The 22,669-nt window shown below is 46.0% G+C and carries 7 protein-coding genes; 1 reads left to right on the top strand and 6 read right to left on the bottom strand.

Annotated features, from left to right (window positions below; all coding sequences use genetic code 11):
• Positions 1-522: 522 nt before the first annotated feature.
• Positions 523-975 carry an azurin gene (azu, locus tag ATB78_RS07620; RefSeq protein ID WP_061008282.1) on the top strand — a complete coding sequence of 151 codons (453 nt, stop codon included), beginning with the start codon at positions 523-525 and terminating at the stop codon, positions 973-975.
• Positions 976-1,056: 81 nt separating this feature from the next.
• On the opposite strand, the gene ATB78_RS07615 is transcribed toward azu, so the two are convergent.
• The 6 genes from ATB78_RS07615 to ATB78_RS07590 all read right to left on the bottom strand — a co-directional run bounded on the left by ATB78_RS07615 (position 1,057) and on the right by ATB78_RS07590 (position 22,541).
• Positions 1,057-3,123 (bottom strand): EAL domain-containing protein, encoded by a 2,067-nt coding sequence (locus tag ATB78_RS07615; protein WP_061008281.1) that lies wholly within the window; start codon positions 3,121-3,123, stop codon positions 1,057-1,059.
• 338 nt (positions 3,124-3,461) lie between these two features.
• Complete coding sequence (locus tag ATB78_RS07610) at positions 3,462-5,552, bottom strand: EAL domain-containing protein (protein ID WP_061008280.1); 2,091 nt, start codon at positions 5,550-5,552, stop codon at positions 3,462-3,464.
• Between the two features lie 285 nt (positions 5,553-5,837).
• Positions 5,838-6,686: a mechanosensitive ion channel family protein gene (locus ATB78_RS07605; RefSeq protein WP_061008279.1), complete on the bottom strand. Its 849-nt coding sequence runs from the start codon at positions 6,684-6,686 to the stop codon at positions 5,838-5,840.
• A 97-nt stretch (positions 6,687-6,783) separates the two neighbouring features.
• Entirely contained in the window at positions 6,784-7,689 is a 906-nt protein-coding gene (locus ATB78_RS07600) for an OmpA family protein (protein WP_061008278.1), read from the bottom strand.
• A gap of 9 nt (positions 7,690-7,698) precedes the next feature.
• Positions 7,699-11,214 (bottom strand): hypothetical protein, encoded by a 3,516-nt coding sequence (locus ATB78_RS07595; protein ID WP_061008277.1) that lies wholly within the window; start codon positions 11,212-11,214, stop codon positions 7,699-7,701.
• Positions 11,215-11,282: 68 nt separating this feature from the next.
• Positions 11,283-22,541, bottom strand: coding sequence for a DUF11 domain-containing protein (locus ATB78_RS07590; RefSeq protein ID WP_240537379.1), 11,259 nt, complete (start codon positions 22,539-22,541; stop codon positions 11,283-11,285).
• Positions 22,542-22,669: the final 128 nt, after the last annotated feature.

The raw sequence follows: 22,669 nt of genomic DNA, 5'->3' as shown, positions 1-22,669 counted from the left end.
GTAACCAAAGTTACAGGTGTAAAAGTGCCAAAAATAAAGCGTCTTTTTACATCAATTTGACGACATTTAGCACGTCATCGGTAAGCAAACAAAAATCTGGGACTCTAGTTCAATTTTCTGAAAGTGTGCGCAAGATTAAACAAATCAATTTATCCGTTTCTACAAATAGTGGCATTTGTGTTTTTCACACCTTTATGCATCTGAAAATCAATAAGTTACAGAATAAATACACTTGAAATACTTAGTTACATGTTAGCGAAAAAAGCACCAAAACTTGGGCGTTCTTAAGACATAAATGAAGCGCCTAAAGCGGTTATCAAGATCGTCTTCACACTTCTTAATTGAAGCGTTAAAAATAAGGTATATGAATGATCATCCAGTGAAAACGATAAGTATAACTTTGCAACAAAACGTCAATATCCGGATTGAAGCACGGTTTCAGATTGAATATTCGATGATAATGAGATGCATTGGATCGGTTTGAATCCAAGTCAGCCCAAAATAAAATATGGAGAGTGTTATATGTCTTTACGTTTAGTAGCAGCAACCTTTGCACTAGTTGGAATGAGCTTTGGCGCACAAGCGAGCGCAGAGTGTGAAGTGTCTATCGATGCAAACGATATGATGCAGTTTTCGACCAAAACTATGAGTGTTCCAGCAACGTGTAAAGAAGTAAAACTGACGCTGAACCACACAGGTAAGATGCCAGCACAGTCAATGGGTCACAACGTGGTCATTGCAGACACGTCTAACCTACAAGCAGTCGGTACAGAAGGCATGTCAGCAGGCCTTGAAAACAACTACGTAAAACCTAACGATGATCGCGTTTATGCCTTCACTAAAGTGATCGGCGGCGGCGAGAGCACATCCATCACGTTCAGCACAGAGAAAATGACTCCAGGGGGCGATTACTCGTTCTTCTGTTCTTTCCCTGGTCACTGGGCAATCATGCAGGGTAAGTTTGAGTTCAAATAAACGTTCACGCTCGAACTTAAGCCTCTGAAAAAGAAAAGGGAAGCACGATGGCTTCCCTTAATTGTATCTGTAGTTCAAGAGTTAAAACGCGAAGTGATCGTACTCTGAACTGTCGTCTGATTGGGTGTATTCAAGTTTCGTAATGTCATCAAACGGCATAGGTTTATAGAAGTAGAAGCCCTGAATCAAATCAATCCCCTGCTCTGCCATAAACTCTAACTCACGCTCCGTTTCGATACCTTCCGCAACGGTTTCTGCACCAGTGATTTTCACCAGTTTAGCTGTCAGTCGGAACAACTCTCTTCCGTTCTTGTTATCAAGGTTGAGCACTAAAGAGCGGTCGATTTTCACCTTATCGAAATCGTATTTCGACAAGTAGCCGATCGACGAATAGCCGGAGCCAAAATCATCAAGCGCGATCTTCACTCCTGCTTCTCGTAACTCACTCAACACACGGTGGGTACGATGCTCATCTTGAATCAACATGTCTTCGGTAATTTCAAACTCAACTTGCGAGTAAGAAAGTGCGCTTTGGTGAATCATCATCAACACTTTCTCTGTGAAATCTGGCACCAAACACGTTTCAGGAGACAGGTTGATCGACACCTTAAAACTTGGTCGATTCGCTAACGGCGCAACTTCTCGCAGCGTCGTTTCTACCACCCACAGGTCCAACTCACTCATCAAACCGACTTTGGCAAAATCTTCTAGAAACGTTGGAGGCGTGATCTCACCCGTTTCAGAGCGATGACGAATTAACACCTCAAGCGAACGAATCTCACCAGTGCGAGCGTTTACCTGCGGTTGGTAGAACAGGAAGAACTCACCGTGTTTCTTCAAATCGCTAATGCGTTTCTGAGCAGCAAATTTATTGGTAATCTCCGGGAAGAAAGCCCCCGCGACTTTGCCATTGTCCAAGCCCTCATAGTTGAAAAAATCATCAGAGGCTGACTTCGCAAGCAAAGCATTTGAGCTGCCAATTTTGTCCATCTGTTTAAAGAACGGATAGTAAATCACAATGCCAACCAGAATAATGATCAGCTGCAATATCGCCCCCGTCCACGTGTAACCTGTACCGATGTAGCCACTGGCTAATGGCGGTGTCATCCAGCTAATGATTTCTGTTATCGGCGCAACTAAGCCCATCACCGTGGCAATGTACGCAATGATAAGACCGATAATAGGCGCAATCAGAAACGGCACAATCAGGACTGGGTTGAACATGATTGGTAAGCCATAAATGATCGGTTCGTTGATGTTGAACAAGCTTAATACTAACGCCGTCGCCGCCAATGCTTTGTAACTGCGATTCTTGGTTAGAAACAGCATACACAGCACCAGAGAAATGGTGTTTCCTGCCCCACCCATTCCCGCATAAAAGTCATAGAAGTTGGTGGTTAAAATTGGCAGAGGTGTGCCAAGTGCTTCGTGGTTCTCTATCGCGACACGCGTTGTCTCATACAGTTCTGCTTTGTAAGGAGCAAAGATGATGTGACCATTGATGCCAATCGACCAAAACAGGTTACGTACAAACTCATAGATAATGCCATCAAGCAAAGAGTTTGGGTCAAGTTCTGGAAGCAGAAAACTCGCGACATCTGCTGCGCAAACTGCCTTGCCAAGCACGTAGCCAAGGGCTGAGTAACCGACCACCAATACAATGGTTGCCACTACAAGGTTGTATGATTGATCCACCACATTTGGCAAATCTGAACGCATGAACCATTTTCGGTTTTGCATCACACGCACAGACCAAGCGATTACTGTTGGTACAAGGATCGCCAGTGGGTAGTTACTCGGAACGACGGAGCCTTCTTGCAGCAAACCCCATTCGTTACACACGATAAAGTAAACCATCAGCGATGGCGTGATGACATTTACACGAGAGACTTTCAGCAAAGAAGAAAGAAACTGCGAGAAATACACTAACAGTAAGATCGGGAAAAGCTTCCAAATGATCGCGCTTGCCGTGCCGATCGTGATGCCAAGTTGCTCATAACCAGCAATCATAAATAGGTTACTCAGCAAGGTACTAAATGCTGAAATGAGCGACACGGGCAATAACATCACGAGGACATTACACAAACCGTTAATGTATGAGTTGGAAGAAATTAAAGTAAAAAGCCGATTAATGTATCGATTATTCATTTGGCTAAGTAAATCCATCAAAGTACGACTCAAAGAGCCGTTCAGGAAGTTCGCCGCAATTAAATCCGTTTAGTTTGTTTCGCAATGAGGGAGAGTTTCGACATGCTCGTCGAGGACGGTATCATTCGAGTAACAAAGCGTTGATCGTTCAACGTTGCGAATAGTCACTCAACAAAGGTAGCCATAGCCAACTTGTTGTTTCTTACCAAACACAAAGAGCACCAATCATTCCCATTGACACTCTTTTGTTTGGTCAAAACGCGTTGTTTCTCAGGCCAACGTCGTTTGTAAATTCGCCTGCTTTTTAGGCAAGGGCGCGCACATTAGCGCCTGTAAGCCTATATTTCCACTCGACTTTGTAATTGTGACGATAAAAGTGGCTTGTCTTGTTGCTCGTCAAGAATGTCCTTAAGCGGTGACGGACGAGCAAAGAAATAACCTTGCACTTTATCGACACCACAACCTTTCACAAAATCGTACTCCTGTTGGGTTTCCACCCCTTCTGCAACCACTTCGCAATGAGTAATATGCCCCAACTTTGCGACCAGTTCGTAAAGGTCTCTGCCCTTTTGATCGTTGGCATCGAGCAAGAGAGAACGGTCGAGCTTGATCTTATCAAACGGGTATTTCAGCAAATGCGGGAACGACGCATAAACCGTACCAAAGTCATCCATAGCGATACGAATACCTTGAGCTTGCAGCGCTTCCATAGTTTTAATCAAAAACACCTTATTGCTAAGAATCGCTTCTTCGGTAATTTCAATTTCCAACCACTCTGGCGAGATGCCGTAGTGGGCTAAACGCGATAGTAGGTGCGGAACAAACTCTTCTTGCTCAATCGTCGCTACTGCGATGTTGATGGCAATACGGCGATCTTTCGACAGCGTCATCTGCTGCATATCTGCCAAGACTCTTTCAATGACCAACTTATCCAACAGCGGCATTGAGTTGAGCATTTGGAAGTCACTCACAAACGTCGGTGGGCAAAGGTTTCCATCTTTATCGATATAACGAAGTAACGCTTCATACGAGAACACGTTGACCTTCTTAGTCGACTGAAGTTTTTGATAAAACATCACCAACTCACCTTCTCGCAATATCGTGGTTAAGCGCTTTTGTGCAGTCGATTTGCTGATACTGGAGTTATTGGAGTCTCTTACGTTGTTCAACAATGATTTGAATATCGAACTTTCAATACCGGTATAGGCGGTATTTGCACGAAACTGCGCCGAAAACTTCCCTGCGTATGCCAAGTAAAATGGTCGGTAAATGAAAACACCCAACACAATGATTAACGCTTGCAGAATTGAGCCTTCAATTTGATTTCCCATTGCCATGTAGCCGCTGAAAATGGGTGGCGTCATCCAGTTCACGATGTTCTCTACCGGTGGCACTAAACCAAACGAGATACACGAATAGGTGATAACAAAACTTACTAAAGGCACCAAAACGAAAGGCACGATCAGGATTGGGTTAAAGATGATCGGCAAGCCAAACAGCAATACTTCGTTGATGTTGAAAATCACCAGTGGCATTGCTGCCAGAGCAAGCATCAGGTGGTTACGCTCTCTCGCGAACATCAGCACACACAGCAACAAGCTAATCGAGTTACCAGAGCCGCCCATCGACATGAATGCATCATAAAAGCCTTGGCTAATGACGTTGAGTGGCGCATCCCCTGCTTGCCAAGCCATCATATTGGCTTCTGTGGCAGCAAAGATCTGCTGCTTAATCGCAAACAGCAAGTTGTGTCCGTTGATACCAATCGAGCCAAGTAACCCAAGCACGGTTTGATACATCAATCCGCCACTGAGCGTCAGTGGGTCGACACCCAAATCACGGACCATGCCACCAAACAGCGCCATAAAAATCGCGGTGAAATGGGACATGACCAAGGCCACCAGCACAAACAAGAAGAAGTGCACCACGTGCTTGAGCAAACGGGACGAAAAATCGAGAGCTTGCGGCTCTAACAAACGTATCTTGAATAGGCTGCAATACACGTACGTCATCGTCGCGCTCAATAAAGCGAGTAACGGATTGTTTGGCAGCATATAAGTCGCTGACAAGCTGCTGTTTTCTATCGAGACCAAATAAAACATGATCAGCGAGTAGATGATGAACAGAGCGCTCGAAACATTGGTTTTGTGGGAAAGGTAGTACCCTGCAACGACACAAAACGCACTTGGATAGAGGTTGATCAAAATGTCGGAGACGTGGAATAACAGCTGCGACAAATCAGCCAAACCAGTAAGCCTGAAAACGTGTCCGAGAAATATAGCCAACGCATTAGACAAAGTCAGTGGAAGTAACAGCAAAGCAATAGACGCCAAATCCGTTAAATAGGACTTGGAGCTCGCTCGCCATTGACTCACCACTGCCAATAAACGTTGGGCAGGTGCAAATTTGAGTGTAAAGCCAGTTTGCATGGAGCATCTTATTATAAATGGGGGAGTGAGCTGTTAAACGAACAGCCGTAATTGCAACCTGTGCCTTTTTTAGGCGTGACCATCTATGTAGTCTTAGTTAGTAGTAATTTTTAGTGCTTAGCAGCAAGCGTAAGTTGTGCGGATAGGTTGCGATGCGTAATTTAGCGATTATATGCGCCTCGATCCATTAAGATTATTTGTCGTGACGATAAGTGGACACATAAAAATAACCCTCACTGTGAAAAGCGAGGGTTAACATTTGCCAGATGATTATTGAGCGAGAACTTAATGCTCAGTATTCATTGGAAATCGCTGCTCATAGAGCTCCATAAAGTCTTTACGAATCAGATGCTCTAAATGGTTTGCCTTGTCAGTCGGGCAGAAAATCATGATGTGCAGGATTTGCTCGCCGTTGATGTTACTTGAGATATGGATGTGCGGCTCAGCACCCGGCAGATCAACACCAGCGTGCTTTTCGATCATCGCATTGTAACGGTGAGCAACATCAGCAAAGTAACTGCAATGTTCATCAATCTTATCGGTCAGTAACGGCAAAAGTGGGTAGAGATTGACGAAGTCTTTCACCACGACAGAAAAGTCATGGTAGACGTAACGCTTCATGAAATTGAGGTTCTTCACTGGGTAGGTGAAGAACATGCTGTTGGGCAACGTCGCGGTTTTCCCCGTGAAATGGTATTGCCCATGATGCAGATCGATTTCTTGAATCACTGTCGCCATCATGTTGTGCTCAATAACCTCACCACACAGCTTGCCGACTTCAATCCAATCACCAATGCGGAATGAGCGCGAACTGGCTCGCTGAATCGAACCGGTAAAACAAAGAATAATCTCTTTCGATGCGACCACGATCGCCACTGCAATCGCCGTAACACTTAGAGCGAATTCGCTGATTTCAGATTGCCATAAGATGAACAGCAGAATCAGTGTGATAGCAAATGTGCCGTTTTTGGTTCTCGACATCCAACTGCGTTGTTCTTCCGTAATGAAGGCATCGTCGCCACGAATTCGAGACAGAATCAAACGACGTAGAACAATGATAAACAGCAGGATTAATGCGGAAAATAAAATTTTGTGAGTGAGAAGAAAATCGACGACTAACTGCACTTTCTCCATTACCCGACTCCCTGTTTGGTTTAGATAGGTTGACCTTTCATGCTAAATATCGCTCAGAAAACAGATAGCTAGCTTGCGAGAGGACAACCTTACCAAATTATTCAGTCGGTTGCCCCAGTTCGCTCTCTTTAAATACGATAAACGCACGGCGGTTTAAAGCATTGGCTTCCGGAGATTCTTCGTTGATCACAGGTTGAAGCTCACCAAAGGCTTTTACTTCCCACACAAACTGCGATGGTTCGAGTTTCGTCTTGAGATACGCCACCACGGTTTGCGCTCTTCGCTCCGCCAATTGTTCATTATAAGAGAGCGAACCCACTTGGTCGGTATGACCAGCCACCATAATGCTACCTTCTAAACCTTTCAGTTTTGCGATGAAATCATCTAATTGTGAAAGGTCTTCCGGTTTTAATTCCGACTTATCGAAATCAAAGTGTGGCGTCATCGCCATGTAGATCTTACGTTCTGGTTTTGGCGGCTCACAGAAAGGCATCTCTTCGTACTTCTTCGCCTCTTCAAACATCACGTAAGCACGACGGTTTTCGGCGCGAGCTTGCTCCGATTTACCCAACGCTAGCGGCTGCGACTCACCAAAGTGCTTCACTTCCCAGTCGTATTGCTCTGGATCGAGTTGTTGCTGGAGATACGCTTCTACCGATTGAGCACGGCGCATAGACAGCTTCTCGTTATATTCGTCAGAACCTTTAAAATCGGTGTGACCAACAATCGTGATGCGCCCGCTCAAACCTTGAATATCACGGATAAACGCATCTAGACTTGCCGCATCGGCTTCACGAATGATGGATTTATCGAAGTCGAAATGCTCGGCAACCGCAATATGGATTTCGCGTTGCGGCGCTAAACATTCACTGATCAGAAACTTGGAGACATTGACATCGGCAAACTTTTCTCGGTTCTCTTGGCTTACATACGCATCCGCCGAACAACCTGCCAATATTGCCCCTGCGATCATGCCGCTTAACAAACGAATCGTCGTTTTCATATCGCCCTCTTATAACTTACCAACTAGGTTAATGAACACGCCTGATGCGTCGTAATCGTCATCATTCGCTAGGTTGCCATCAAAGCCTGAGAAGTTGTAACCCACGCCGACTTTGAAGTTGTCGCTCAAATGTTTGTTAACCGAAACCAATGCGCCCTGCTCTAGCTCGTCGTAGGTGCTGTCCGTCTTCCAGTGGTACTCACCAGTCACGTCCCAATCTTTCATAACACGGTAAGAGGCACTCAAACCGTAGAGAGAAATTTTACTGTCGACTGGAATGTCTTCGCCTGACTGACGAGTGAAGATTTCATGCTTGTCCTTATAAGCGTATTTCGCGCCTAAATCCCAGTTTGCATCCAACGAGTAGATACCTTCGATTTCGATGATGTGGCTTTCTTCATCTTTGTAATCCACATCGCGGTTAAGTTGGTCGAAGTCCACCAAATACGTGTAGCGAGAAAGAACGTTCAAACGGTCGTTGTAGATTGGGCGATATGCTAAACCTGCAGTGGATTCAATAAAACGAGCCAACACTTTATCGCTCGATTTACTTTCTGAGCGTGAGTAGTTGAACTTGCCAAACAAAGTGTACTCTTCCGTTAGATGGTGCGTGTAACGGTTGGTCGTCACCCACTGGTCGACACGTTTTTTATCTGGATCTGCGGAATCATCGGTCTTGTCGACACGGTACTCGACTTTGTTCTTGAACAATACGTCATCTACATCAATCGAAGTGCTCACACTCACGGCTTGACGCTCTGTGGTGATCTTCTGGTCGTCTTCGATTTCGCCTTTTTGGTAGCCGATGCCCATGTCGATGTCATCATTCATGTCGTAACCAAAACCAAACGAGTCAATACGACCTTTGCCGTTGTTCTCATCTACAAATTGGTTTTCTTGGTAGAAATCGACGGTTGAAGTCAGATCTGCACGTTGCCCGACAATCACGTTGTTTTTGCCTTCGTATGTGTCGTCTACGTAGGTTAAGTACGTGCTGTAATCTTCGGTTACGTCATACGTCACGCTTGCTTCTGCCGCATCACCACGATCACCCGTGGTGTATTCTGCACCAACCACAAAGTCTTCTAGGATGCGGGTTTCACCACCTAGCGTAACGCTGTCGTTCTCGTCGTATTCGTCGGTTTGGCCTACGGTTTTCTGGCCTTTTATGTACACGTTGTTGTCGCTGTCCCAGATGTAGTCAGCACGCAGACCCGCTAACGTCCCTTTGCCTTTTTCATCTTGGTTGTTTAGCTCTTCAACTTGTTTACCCGCTGCTGAGATCTTGATGTGTTTGGTGACTTTAACTTGGGTTTCCAATTCCGCTTGCTGAGTATCGGTTCGCAGATCACCATCGGATTCACGCTCCTCAACCGAGGTAAAGCGCGTCTTCACAGCAACTCGGTCAGTGGCTTGAAAACGAATTTCAGTACCGTAAGACTCTTGCTCTAAGTCGTCATCTTGGCTAGCAAAACTGTAACCTGCGTCTTTGGATTTGTACCAAGCTTTAACGTCGTTACCCACCGCAGAGAATACGTTGGGTGCTAAGTCGTAGAGGTTCATCACCCCTTTCACTTGGTAGATATCACCTTCACGATCTTCCGCGTTGCTACCAATCGGAGTAAAGGTTAAGCCGCCATCGAAAGATACGTAGTTGGAATCGGTTTGGCGACCTTTACTGTGTCCGAATTCGGCTTTTAAGTACGTCCCTTCAGATGCACGCAAGGTTAAGTCCGTGCCGTACGCTTCGTAATCTTGGTTGTCTTTTTCTTCGGTTTGGTAGTTAGCACCCACACCAATATAGTCGTTCACCCAACCTTTCACACGACCACCAGCAGTCATTGCGTCAAGCGCGTCACTGCCTTGGGGAACGTATTCGTAGTCCACCGAAAGGTAGTTGTCATAGCCAGATGCTGGTTGATCGTTGATGACCGTGCCGAAGTTATCCGAAATGATGTTGTTCAGCGGTCTGGTCAGAATAATGCGGCCTTGATACGGGTCGATTTCATAGTCACGCCCCGATTGCAGCGGCATTTCTTGCACTGTGATGCTGCTGTCTGGGTCGACAACTTTCACCATCACTTTGTCACTGCCCGGTACCACTTCACCATGACGCAAGAAGTACAACGAACCACCAGTGCCTAGGAATTCATCGTGAGCAAAGAGTGAATCAGATTCAGCCGCAAAGCCAACAATGTTTAGACGATCTTCACCAAATTTAGTGGTTGATCGGGTACGATAATCCCCTTTGAAACCGTATAAGCTACGGTTGTAATCGTTGTTGTCGGTGCCAGTAATGCCAGTGTTGTAGTTACCCCACAAGACATTGGATTTGTCGTACTCAACGTTGAGGTAAACCTTACCTTTGGTGTTCACTACTTTGTAGATGTTGGAGCTGTCACCATAGTTGCCGTAATACATCTCATCGTCGTCTTCGAGAATGTCGAATACGCTGGAAGAATCAGAGGCAAACGGGTTCTTAAACATGTCTCGCACGTCACTCTCTTTAGTATCAAAGTGAGTGGTAACTCTGAGTTTGTCGCCAAATTTACCCTGACCAAAGTACGCCAAGCGTCCTTGGTTATAGATGTCATCTTGGTATTGCTCGTCGACAGCTAATGCGGCGGAGTTGCCCGTCACTTTGTTTTTACCGATGTAGAAATCCGCAAGACCTGCTTGTACCCAATACTCATCAGGAATACGCACGTACAGTTGGTAGCGACGCTCTTCGCCGCTGTCGAATACCACACGAGTTGGGAACAAGTAAGCGTCTGCTGGCAAGTATTGTTCTGCGTATAACTCGCCCTCTTCCACATCAAACTCGTCTTCGCCAATCACGACTTTATCAACGCCTTTTAGTCCCGTACCCATGAACCTAGCCAGACCAGCAGAGGTAGGAATGTTGTGACGCATCAACTGAGCTTTGCCGAGCTTGCGGCTTTGCTCTTCTTCACCGTCGTTCTTATCGATATCGACTTCAGAATCTGGCTCGACAAGGTCAATCACACCAACCGTCGTCACGTCCATGTTGCCGTCTTTATCGAAGGCTTTTAAACGGAACAACAGCTGTGTGTTGGATTCAAATTGATACTCTTGGTCGGTCGTGCCATCCCAAACAATGTTGAAATCGTTTGCAAATTGCTGACCTTCAACCACTGCTAAAGGGTCAACCAAGCCACGGTCACCACCACGGAAGACTTCCAGTTGGTAATGGTCTACGTAGTAGCTGAAGTTGGTTGTAATAGCGAAGCTCATCTCTTGCAATGGCTTGCCGTCTTTCACTTCAACATCACTGCTAATGCTCAGGTCGAGAACTGGGTCAAATCGCATGATGTCGCGGCTTACCCAAATCGCACCTTGGTCTAGGTAGATACGCGAGTTATCCGTTTGTTCGTGAGCTTTTACTTCAATACCCAGTGAGTCACTGTCAAGTTTCTCCAATTGGCTGGTGTCTTTCGCGTACGAAAGTATCGGCAACGCAGCCGCGATACACATTGTCAGTTTTGATTGTCTAAATCTAATCATAATAATCCTGCTTAACCGCTTGAGTGGATGGCTGGAACTGGCCCAGCCTGCGTCTGTACTGCGAACGGTTAATCATCCCCACTGCTTTGAATACTGAAGTTAAATTTCGTCAGTTTGTTTGGTGTGATTCGGCGTACTTTCGGGTTCTCACTGACCACCGTCATGCCTGTCGGTAGCGAGTCTGTGTCGACTTTGACCAAGAACTGCTTACCTTTTTTATTCAACACCCACTGATCTGGAACGTGGTATCGACCATATTGGTCTGTCTCGATGATGATGCCTTCAACCGTTAACAGTCGAACACCTGGGATACCGTCTTCGTAAAGTCCTTTGTTCTCTACGATGATTTCCCATAAGTACATATCACCATCTCGGTAGAGGTTTCTCACCACGTCGATATTCTCTGCCGACAGACCTTTTTTCTTATCTCCTTTGTGCTTGGTAATCGCGTTACCTTGCTTATCGAACTCAATGTGCGTGCCGTTATCCGTTGTCACCTTGAACGGGAAACCTTGGCGAGTTCGAGTATTAAACTGGAACACCACTTTGTTGCTGTGTTCGAGGGTACGGTTACGAGATAGGCCGTACAGCTCATCGACTTCATAGCCTTTATCCACACTCGACATAACAACGTCTTGGCCTTTGTGTTTCACCTTCACATCTTTGAGTTGGGTTTCAACACCATCTTGAGTAATAAAGGTTGAGCCCGGTACGTAATCGCCCGCGGCAAGGTCTACATCGATATAAATGTCATCTGCCGTTGCGTCTGCTTGGAAACCGTCACCGTTGTGGTCTTCGAACACCTTGCCGATGATTGAAGCGGTATCGAATACCTTGTCTGGCATGACTTCAACCGTTGCACTGGCGAGGTTCGACTTCACAACATAGTTGGTCGTGGTGTTTTGTGCCGAGAAGCTTTCTGCCGGTGGCGCTTCAGCCCATGCGGTGTTGGTGTAAACGCCAAAAGTGGCACCAACGCTTACACGCATTAGGTAGCGGATACGAACAGCATCAGCGGTTTTCGAATCGCCCTTGCCGTAAATATTCATGTCGCCGACTTCGAAGAACAGTTGATTGGTCTTCGTTGGCTCTACGGTGATTTGGATGTCATCCGAGGTATCAAATACGCCATCAGGACCACTGTTGACCATCTCAGTCGAGTCTGGGATGTAAGCAAAACCTCCCGGATAGCGGTCAACCAAACGTACACCCGTGAATGGGTTGTCGTTTTCATTGGTAATCACGACTTCGTATTCGACTACCTCACCGACGCTCGCCTCTGACTTGCTCGCTACCTTGGTCACTTTCAGCATGCCTTCGTTGTAAGCTTGCTTCTTAACCTTAATCGTGACGTTGGCGGAAGCGACTTCACCTGTCGATGCTTTCGCGGTAAAGACGTTCGTAAAGTTGTCATCAATGCCTTGGTTAATTTCACCCGTCACTACGATTTCGTATTCATTACCTTGGTACGCCTTCATAGTGTGGTTTGAATCGACATTGCTATCTGAATCGACAGAAACCACCACACCAGACTTGAGCTCAGTGATGGTCGCTTTCCATGTGGTGAACAATGGATTGCCGTTGTTACCAATAAGCTTATCGATTTCATCCAACAGGTTGACGCTTTCTGCATCTGCAGAGCCTCGGTTGGTGGCCGTCATCGTGAAGGTAATCTCATCGTCGTCGTTGGTGTATTCCGCTTTATCTGCCACCTTGGTCACCGACAAAATAATCGGCAGTGGTTTGATAGTTGCGAAATCATCCGCCAGAACATCGCTTTCTGACTTGTCGTAGGCATACGCGTGGTTGGTGATTTCTCCCATCGCATCTGCGTTGACAACACCTGTGATTTCAATGTCCAACTTATCGTTTGGCGCAATAATCACACGGCTATTCACGTCCAGATTGTCGCCCTGAATTTGTGGTAAGACGATGGTGCGGTCATCAGTGTATGAGCTTGTCATGCTCCAACTGGTAAACGCTGGCGCTTCGGTGTCGTGAATCGTATTTACCTTCAACTCTGAGATAAGATCTTTAAGTACTATCTCTTCGGTAAACGAGCCAGATTCATTACTTAACACCACGTGGTAAGTGACGTTTTCACCCGGACGGTAGTACTCATCATCGACGGTCTTCTCTAGCTTGACCGACTCTGGCATCGCCAATAGCATCGCGCTTGCTTCTTGTGTTTCACCACGGAATGTTGCACTCGCGGTGTTTTCAATCTCACCCGTTGCGTATTGATTCACCAAACCCGTGATAACGAACTCCACCTCATCATTCGCTGCAATGGTCAGCGTTGAATCGATGTCCGTATTTACACTCGGAATATTGGTAATATCAGTATCGGAACTGCCCTTGTTCACTTCGATACGCCACGAGTCGAACGCTTTGACTGTCGTGCCATCTAAGCGAACCACTTCAAGGTCACTGATGGCATCTTTCACCTCTACGTCTGTTGCTGGCACCGTACCTTCATTCTTTACTTTGACGCGGAACGTCGCTTCTTTGCCCGGAATGTAGAACTCAGTGTCAGCGGTTTTCTCGATAGAGATACCTTGCGATTGAGGTTGAATCGTTGCACTTGATTGCTGTGTGGTGCCGTTTAAGTCTGCAATTGCCGTGTTAGTGATTTCACTCGCTGCCAATGGATTGGTTTTCGCCGTAATGGTGAACTCAACAATGTCATGTGGCGCGATATCGATCACCGAACGGATATCTTGGTCATCAACTGGCATTGGCGTGATGGTTGTTCGACTGTCATTGTTAGTCGTCTCAATCTTCCAACTCTCGAAAGCACGTTCATTTACACCGTAGATATTGACCGCTTTAATACCTGACAGAATGTCATCGAGCTCAATGTCGTTGTCGAAGCCATCAGTACCGTTGTAAACGCGAACATGGAACACCGCTTCCTCACCCGGAATATAAATTGGCGATTCGGCTGTTTTCTCTATCCAAACCTCTTCAGGTAGGGTTTCTAGCGTTGCCGTTGCATCGGTAGTCGCACCGCCAAACTCAACCGTCGCTGTGTTAACGATGTTGGCTACCGCACTGCTGTTGACTGTACCTGTGATAGCAAATTCAACCGTGTCGCCAGGTGCAATATCAAGGTTGGTAGAGATGTCACCGTTTGGTCCCGGTACCGTTTCGATATTGGTGCGTGGGTCGCCTTTCGTGGTCACAATCGTCCAATCATTCAACGCTGCTTCCATCGCACCACCCGAGGTTTCTACTTCAAGCGAAGAAATGATGTCTTCAACTTTCACAGCCGCCGCAAAGCCCGAGCCATTGTTGGTCACTTTGACTCGGAAGGTAGAGAACTCACCCGGTTGGTAGTAACGTTCATCAGTAGTTTTCTCCAGAACGATATCACCCGGACGCGGTTTCAATGTTGCTGTTGCCGTCACGTCTTTACTGTTGTGATTCAACGTTGCGGTGTTAACAATGTCACCCGTCGCTTCTGTATTGACTAAGCCAATAACGTAAAGAGTGATGGTGTCGTTCGGTGCGAGGTCGATGTTGTAATCAATGTCCTTGTCGACAACGAGTGAGTTAGCATCCACCGTAGTCAATGAACTTCCAGTCACGTACTGAACAGCCCATTGCAGGAAGGCTTGGTTCACTGAGCCATCAACGGTATCGACGGTTAGTGCACCAATTTCATCTTTTAGATTGATGTCATTCGCGTAGCTGTTGCCTTCGTTGACGATTTTCAGGATGTAACCTGCCGCTTGGTTAGGGCTATAAAACTCGACCATAGGCTCTTTGGTGAAGGTTAAATCTGGGATCTTCGCGGTGCTGGTTGCCTCTGCTGTTTTTGTTGCACCGTTGTAAGTGACTTCCACTTGGTTAGTCACGTCACCTACGACTTCAGGGTCAAGCTCACCTTCAACAGTCAACGTCACCACATCATTTGGACCGATGTCCAAGCTACCATCTAGGAATTCACCCGTTGCTGATGGGAACTTAGTATCGCCAGTTTGAGAGGCCGCATCGAAGAAGATGGTTCCGGATTCAAACGCTTTCACTGTCGCACCAGTGACACTGGTAGACGTGATGTCATTGACTAAATCTTTAACCGCGACATCACTTGCCCAGTTCGCCGTCGTGTTTTCTATTTTGATGGTGTAAGTGAGGGTATCACCAGATTCGTATTGGCTCTTGTCGACCGTTTTTTCGACCGTTAAATCAGCCGTCGCAGCCACATAAGTCGCATCGGCCGATTGAGTACCACTTGAATCACTAACTTCAACCGTATTGGTAATGTCGCCAACAAGATCGTCTTTCACAACACCTTCGACATGAAGTTTCACCGTGTGATCTGGGTGAATGTTGTAACGAATCTGATAACCATTGTCGCCAGTCACCTCAGAGCCCGCAATTGGTTGAGTCAGCGTTGGATCTGTACCATCAACACTCACAGATGTTGCTGACCAAGAATCAAACGCGCGCACAGGCAATGTCGCCCCTGCTTTTTCAGTACGAATCGTCTTCCAAAGGTCTGAAATCAGAACATCGGTCGCATAACCTGTACCGGTATTTTTCACCTCAATGTCGTAACCGATGGTATCGCCCGGATGGTAAATCGCAGGAGTCGTTGAGGTGACTTTGGTGACCGTTAAGCTGCCCGGCTCTGGAACGATCACTTTCTCTTTCAGGTTATAGCTAAAGTACGTAGTGCCTGAACTCAACTTACCTTGAAGTTGGTTAGTAAACTCCCCGACCGCATCGTCACGTGCATGACCAACAACTTCGATCAGGATTTCTGTGTAAGTATCATCGGCCGCTTTACCACCCATCTGAACCGTCACATCAATATCGGTGTTTGGTGCAATGGAGTTTAGGTTGCTAATGTCGGTATAAGCTGGGTTCCCGTCAGTAATGACTTGAGCACTGACCGTCCAGTCTTTTAGAGCAACTTGCTCTGAGCCATCAGCGACTTCAACTTTGTAGTCACTAATAATGTCTCGGATATCAATTAGCTCATTATTGGCAGTCTCGTTGCGCACACGCATTTGGTAGCGAACTTCAGAGCCCGGTGTATACGTTGGTGTATCTGTGGATTTCTGAGCAATAAGACTTGATGTACCAGGGTCAAGAACGACTTCATTACTGTCGACATCGTTCACTTTGGCGACGTTGGTTATTGTCCCAGTCGCGTCCGCTGCAACTGTGCCATCAATCTCAAACACAACCGTATCACCTGGCATCAAATCAAATGCAGCATTTAGTGGTACAGTTCCTTGGTAGTTACCCGTAATAGAGAAACGGTCTGCATCAGGCGCACTTACGATTGCCACACTGTAATCTTGGAATGCAGGTTTGCCATCAGAAGTGTTAATCGTATTCAATTCATCAACAATCGTTGCACCATTGGTAATACTGTCACCCACGTTGGTCACGCTAACTTGGTATTGAACTTGGCCATTTGGGTTGTAGTGACAATCAGTGCCCGTGGTTGATGGGAAGGTACAAGTGCCACTATCTGCCGTCGTGCTCAAAACAGACTTTTCAAAATCTAGTACAGGAACAACTGGTGGAATTACATCAGTGGTATCACTTTGATTGCCAGCTTTACCCGTGTTGCCATCGATATCACCAAGTGCGTCTGGGCGAACTTTACCGGTAACCGTAAACTCAATGACTTCTTCTGGGGCGATATCGACTAACAGGTCAAGATCATCGGTTGCATCATAAGATTCGATGTAAGTGTCTTGTGTTCCCGTTGTGCCTGTTGAAGTAAAGGCATGGGAGATGTTCGTCTCCGAGAACGCAGCTTTCGTCGTTCCACCGATCACCTCAACGCGAACGTTAGAGACGATATCTTGAATAACGGTTTGGTCACGCCATACTGGTTCAGTGTTGGTTACCGTAAATTTGTAAATGACTTCGTCTTCAGGCTTGTAAGTATCTCCGGCAACGTAGGATTTTCCGGCAATAGAAACAATTTCTTTGTTTACCGAAAGGTTGCTGCCTTCTGGCGTCACTGTTGCTGCACTGAAGTTAGAACCGTTGTATTTAGGTTTCACGACAATCTGATCAAGTGCATCTTGGCGGATCTGAGATTCCATAACGAAGTCAATCCAACCGCCCGGTGCAATTGATAGTGTCGGAATATCGATGTCTGAACCAGCACCACCCGCATAGCCACCAATGTCTGTGGTTGCTTCTCCAGATGTCGTTACAGAAACCGTCCAACCATACTGCTGGAATGCCTCTAAAGTCTGGGAATCTGATTCGCCTGCGGCATTTTGCGCGACACGAACTTTCACTTTTGAAAACAATTCTTGCAGAGACTTATTGTATTCCAAGCCTTTACCTGTATTTTCAATACGTAAGTGATAAACGATCTTCTCACCATCAGTCGTATGGTTGTAGGTCGTTTTATGTGTTGCTAGCGTCGTGTCTGTGTACGCTTTATGCGTTTTCGAGATTTTCGCAGGAAGCATATTGACCGGTTCAGCCGGGAGGTTGTGGCTGTTATCAACGACAGCAACGTTGAGAATTTGACCAACAGCTTGCTCACTGATCTTCGCTTTGATCGTGTAGGTCACGAAGGTTCCACCTGTCGCAAAACCGTTCGCGGCTAGGTTGAATGTCGTATCAATGTCGCTGTTGTTGGTTACTGTGCCAGCATTACTGATACCACTCGTGTCTACACTTGTCGTGATTGTCCATGAATCAAACGCTTGACCAGTTCCGCCACCAAAATACTGTGTTTGAACCTTGCTAATTTCATCTTTAATTGGCATGTCATTGATGTGAACGTTGTTCAGGTTCTTCAACGAAATTTCATATTCGATGTAGCCGCCAGGGGTGTAGCCACCGCTTAGCTCAGTCGTACCATCTTGGTCATAGATTTTCGTGACATGTTTAGAAAAGTCGTATTTTTCGGCGGATGCTTTTGTCTCGGCACTAACGGTATCGCCATCCACCACGAGCAAGTTAAGAATGTTACCAACAGCATTGTCGTTCACTTTTGCTGTCACTTTGTATTCGATCTTGGTGCCAGCAGGAATTGAAGCATGTGTGTTGATGTCGGCATTGTTCGCAATTGTGCCGTCTAAATCGACGATCGCTTTAGCGCTTCCACTAACAATACTCGTCTCGACAGTCCAGCCAGAATCAAACGCCTTACCACTTGAACCATCGACAAGCTCGACATTGACGTTAGACAATCGGTCAATAACAGGAATGTTGTAAGCGTTACCTTTACCATCGTTTTCTATCGTTAGACGGTAAACAAGGGGTTGCCCCGGTTCATAGCTTGATTGATCTACCGTTTTGGAGAACGCCAGATGATAGCTGTTTGGAATCACCGTGATGCCGCCAATAGTAATCGTACCTGTCGCGTCTTCACGGACTACGCCTTCAACTTCGAACGTTACGGAATCACCACCTGCAACGTCGATCGTAGTCGCAATATCTTTGTTATCTTCAACTGTCCCATCTAATGTGCCGTCGGTTGTGCCGTCACCACCATTTGAGTCATCTTTAGAAACATCAACCGTAAAGCCAGTGTCAAACGGCGTCGCTAATGAACCATCAAGCAACTGAGTCGTCACGCCGGTGATGTTTTCATTCACACCATGATCGTTGACATAACCAGTTTGCGAAGACACTGTCACTTGATAGGTAAGCGTATCGCCCGGAGAGTAGAAACGAGACTCTACGCCATTTACTAATAGTTTTCGTACTACGTCTCCACCATTGAAAGCGCGCTCCATTTCATGGTGAGAAACGTGCGATTCTTCGGTCACTTCACCAAAATCACGATATACGTAAGCGTCGTTTTCAATTTTGTCGTTTAGGTTCCCCATTGAATCTTGAGAACCAATAACGTTGTCTTTTACGTGAGCTTTAATTCGGAAAGTACGAAGCTCACCCGGTTCAAGCGTCATTGTGTTAGAAGCTGCACCCGGTGGGTAAATAAAGTCTTCGGTAGTTTGAGGTTGAAAGCCGCCACCGTCATCGAAATCAAACTGCCAGTATTCAAACGGAGATTGATCAGGGTAGTTTTCGTATTGGTTGTCTTTGTCGTTCGCTAAAACAGAGCGAATCTCTGTCAGCAAATCAACGACCTTAAGACCATTTTCGACATTCGCGCCATTGTTCAAGACACGAATCTCATAAGTGACGTCATCGCCTGGGACAAAACGGACTTTGTCAGCGGTTTTTAGAATCGAAACGTTCAGCTTTTCACTGCTCGTCCCACCAATTTCTGCAGAAGAGGATTGGTTTAGATTGGTCGAGGGATCGTAGATTTCAGCTGTGTTCGAGATTTCATCTTCGACGTAATCGTCTTTGACTTTACCTCTCACATTGTAAACTACGTAACCTTCTACCCCATTCACTTTCGGGTCGATATCGATGCGACTATCAATGTTTCCATTGTTTGGATAGCCCGACTTTTCACCAGCGTAACTGCCTGTTTTAAAAGGTGTGTTATTGGAATCCGTGTACGAAGTTATTTCCCATTCCGAGAATGCATTTAGACCTTTGATGTCATCTGTGACACGTACTTCGTTCGCATAACCTGGCCCCGTGTTCACAATGGTGATTTTAAAGTTAACCCATTGTCCCGGAACAAAAGCATCATCTGGTGTTGTTTTTGCCACAATCACTTTTGGATCGTGAGGGTAAACAATAACGGTATCAGACGCGGATGACTGAACCGTAGAATCTGGTGTTTTGATCTCTGCGGTATTGTCGAATCGAGAGTATATGATCTCGTCTTCATTAGAACGATCAATCTGCGCTACGATGGTATACAACACTTCAACGTTGGGTGGGATTTGTGCTGTAGTATCTAGATCCGTGTTATCGCTAAAAGTACCAACATCGGTATAAGCAGGGTTTCCATCAAGTTGAGGATCATCCGAGATGATCTCAGCGCTGATCGTCCAAGAGCTGAAGACTTTTTTGGTCATGCTATCTGGCTCTAGTACATTGGCCGTAATACTAGAAAGCGCATCTTTTACAGCAACATTGGTCGCGTATCCGTTTTCTTTATCGTTCTTCAGGCTGATTTGGTAAGTGACCTCAGTATCCAGCTTAGAGTAAGCCGTCTGCTCACCATGAAAACCTGAGTCGGTATTGGTCTTAACACGTTTATTTAGCTCAATCGCAAAGTCACGAGGGTCAGAGCCTCGGTCGGCATATACGGTTCCATCAACCGTTACTTGGTTGGAAATATGGCCATTAGCAATCGGGTTAGTGTCCGCAACGATGGTGTATTCAATGTAGGAGTGAGGCTGGAGCGTTGCTATCACATTTAAGTTATCGGGATAATCGATCTCGCCGGAGATGCCAGTATTTGAAGCCGTCGCTGGCGTACCATCGTCTTTAAACGCTTCAGCGGTGATCGTCCAATTTGAATAAGCATTGATCTCGTTACCGTTGATATCGGTTGTTTTCACTGAATTAAGGTCATCTAGCACCTGAACTTGGTTTGCAAAACCATCACCGTCATTCGTCACGGTAATGGTGTAAGTAAGAGTCTGGCCAGAAGAATAAAAACGGCTATCTACATCTTTACTTGCGCGCAAGTTGTCATCTGGTGTTTGAACACCCGAGCCTTCTTCAGTGACGTTATCGTTAGAACAACTCAAGCTATCATCCAATATAAGACCTGTGCTGGTCTCGTTGGTTTTTGCAGTTAACTTGTACTTGATGGTTTGACCAGGCGCGATATCTGGAGTCAAAGTAATTGGACTGGATGTCCAAGAGTTATAACCAAAAGACCCCGGATCTGAACCAATTGAATCTTCTCCGGAAATGACTTCGACTTTCCATTTTTCAAAGGCTTGACCATCTCCCGCTCCACCCGCTTGTTCTGTCATCACACAGGTCAGGTTGTCTTGCACTAACAGGTTGTTAGCGAAATATTTTGAAGAGCCATTGGTCACCGTGATCTCGTACTCGATATCACCACCCGGTACGTATTCAGAAGCCGAGGTTGTTTTGGTAATCGAGATATCTGAGTCCGTTACGCTTAGTACTTTTTCCGCATCAACTGTGTCTGAAATGCTCGTACTTTTGACCAGAGACCCAGAATCATCTGTGACCGATGCAGTAAAACCTTGCAAGGTGCCAATCGTGATTGGTGTAAGGGTTGCTTTAATTTGGTAAGTGATCGACTCACCCGGGTAGATAGAAACGGTATCGTCAAAATCGACATCCGTTTGCGCGCTGCCTTGATAAGTCGAAAGAGAATTGCTGCCAATGCTTGAAACCGTGATATCCCAAGTCGTGAAGGGGTTACCGTCCACATCGGTGTTGTTGTAAGAAGGAGATAAATTGTTAGCTAAACCATTGCTGCTAATTAGGTCTTTAATGTTCTGTTTTACATGATAATTATGGGCAATCGCGCCACCGGTATTGCTCACCTTCACTTCAAAATCCACCTCACCATTAATCAGGTATGGCGATGTTGAGTTGAGCTTATGTTCCAGTGTGATATTAGGGTCGGCTGGTGGTGTCGTTAATTCATTACTGTCAACTGTACCAGAGCGAGTCGTTGACGTTGCTTGCGTTTGAATGTCAGAGACAAGATCTGCAGCAACTGTTGCCTGAATCGTATAGGTGATGTAGCCACCCACTGAAATTTCAGCATCCGAGACAGATAAGTCTCCGGTTGTCGAAAATGATCCCGCATCACTTCCCGACGACGCAACCGCGCTAATGCTCACGTTGCTAAATGCATTACCAGTTGAACCATCTAGCTTTTGACCAGTTAAAGACGCAAACTCCTGTTCGATATCTAACCCTTTGACGGTAAACGTGCCATTGTTCGTCGCCGTGAGTGTATAAGTGAGTGTGCCGCCAACATCATATTCTGTTGGGCTGACAAAAGCGTCTAGCGTGTAATCGTATTCTGCTGGGGTATAAGTAATCGTATCAGTGTTCGTAAAAGTCGTTTCTGTGCCGGAAACCGTTCCTTTCACCTCTGTGTTGCCGAGAACAATATTTCCTGCCGCATCGTCAGTCACCGTCGCTTCTATTTGATAGGTGATGCGCCCCAAGGGTAAGAGGTTTGCTCCGGTTACATCGAGGTTACTGTTGCTTGATGTGTAACTTCCGGGGTCGGTTCCTAATGTATGGGTATCCGATATGCTTACCTTGCTAAATGCTTTGTTGGTCCCCGACATCACATCCCAAATAGCGTTCGTTACTGAAACGTCGCTTATGGTGGTAATCGTCGTATTTCTTACTTCGATGGAGTAAGTGATCACTTCTCCATTTTCATAGTAAGTTCCTGAAGTTGGACTGAAAGATATTTCAATTTCCCCTGCTGCCATTGCTTGGACAGGGAGTAAAAACATCAACAAAAATAAGATTAAATAACGTTGAACAATTGGCACAATACTTTTCCGACTCATATAAAATATTAATTATTCAGATGGTTATGACTAAGCTAACGATAGCGTCAAAAACTAGGCACCGAGATATT

This window comes from Vibrio sp. CUB2 (genome assembly GCF_001557945.1).
Taxonomy (GTDB): Bacteria; Pseudomonadota; Gammaproteobacteria; order Enterobacterales; family Vibrionaceae; genus Vibrio; species Vibrio owensii.
This window is presented reverse-complemented; position numbering and strand designations above follow the sequence as displayed.

Bases quoted from the DNA above. Each gene is read 5' to 3' on its own strand.
- azu (WP_061008282.1), top strand. From the start codon at position 523: ATGTCTTTACGTTTAGTAGCAGCAACCTTTGCACTAGTTGGAATGAGC.
- ATB78_RS07615 (WP_061008281.1), bottom strand. From the start codon at position 3,123: ATGAATAATCGATACATTAATCGGCTTTTTACTTTAATTTCTTCCAAC.
- ATB78_RS07610 (WP_061008280.1), bottom strand. From the start codon at position 5,552: ATGCAAACTGGCTTTACACTCAAATTTGCACCTGCCCAACGTTTATTG.
- ATB78_RS07605 (WP_061008279.1), bottom strand. From the start codon at position 6,686: ATGGAGAAAGTGCAGTTAGTCGTCGATTTTCTTCTCACTCACAAAATT.
- ATB78_RS07600 (WP_061008278.1), bottom strand. From the start codon at position 7,689: ATGAAAACGACGATTCGTTTGTTAAGCGGCATGATCGCAGGGGCAATA.
- ATB78_RS07595 (WP_061008277.1), bottom strand. From the start codon at position 11,214: ATGATTAGATTTAGACAATCAAAACTGACAATGTGTATCGCGGCTGCG.
- ATB78_RS07590 (WP_240537379.1), bottom strand. From the start codon at position 22,541: ATGTTTTTACTCCCTGTCCAAGCAATGGCAGCAGGGGAAATTGAAATA.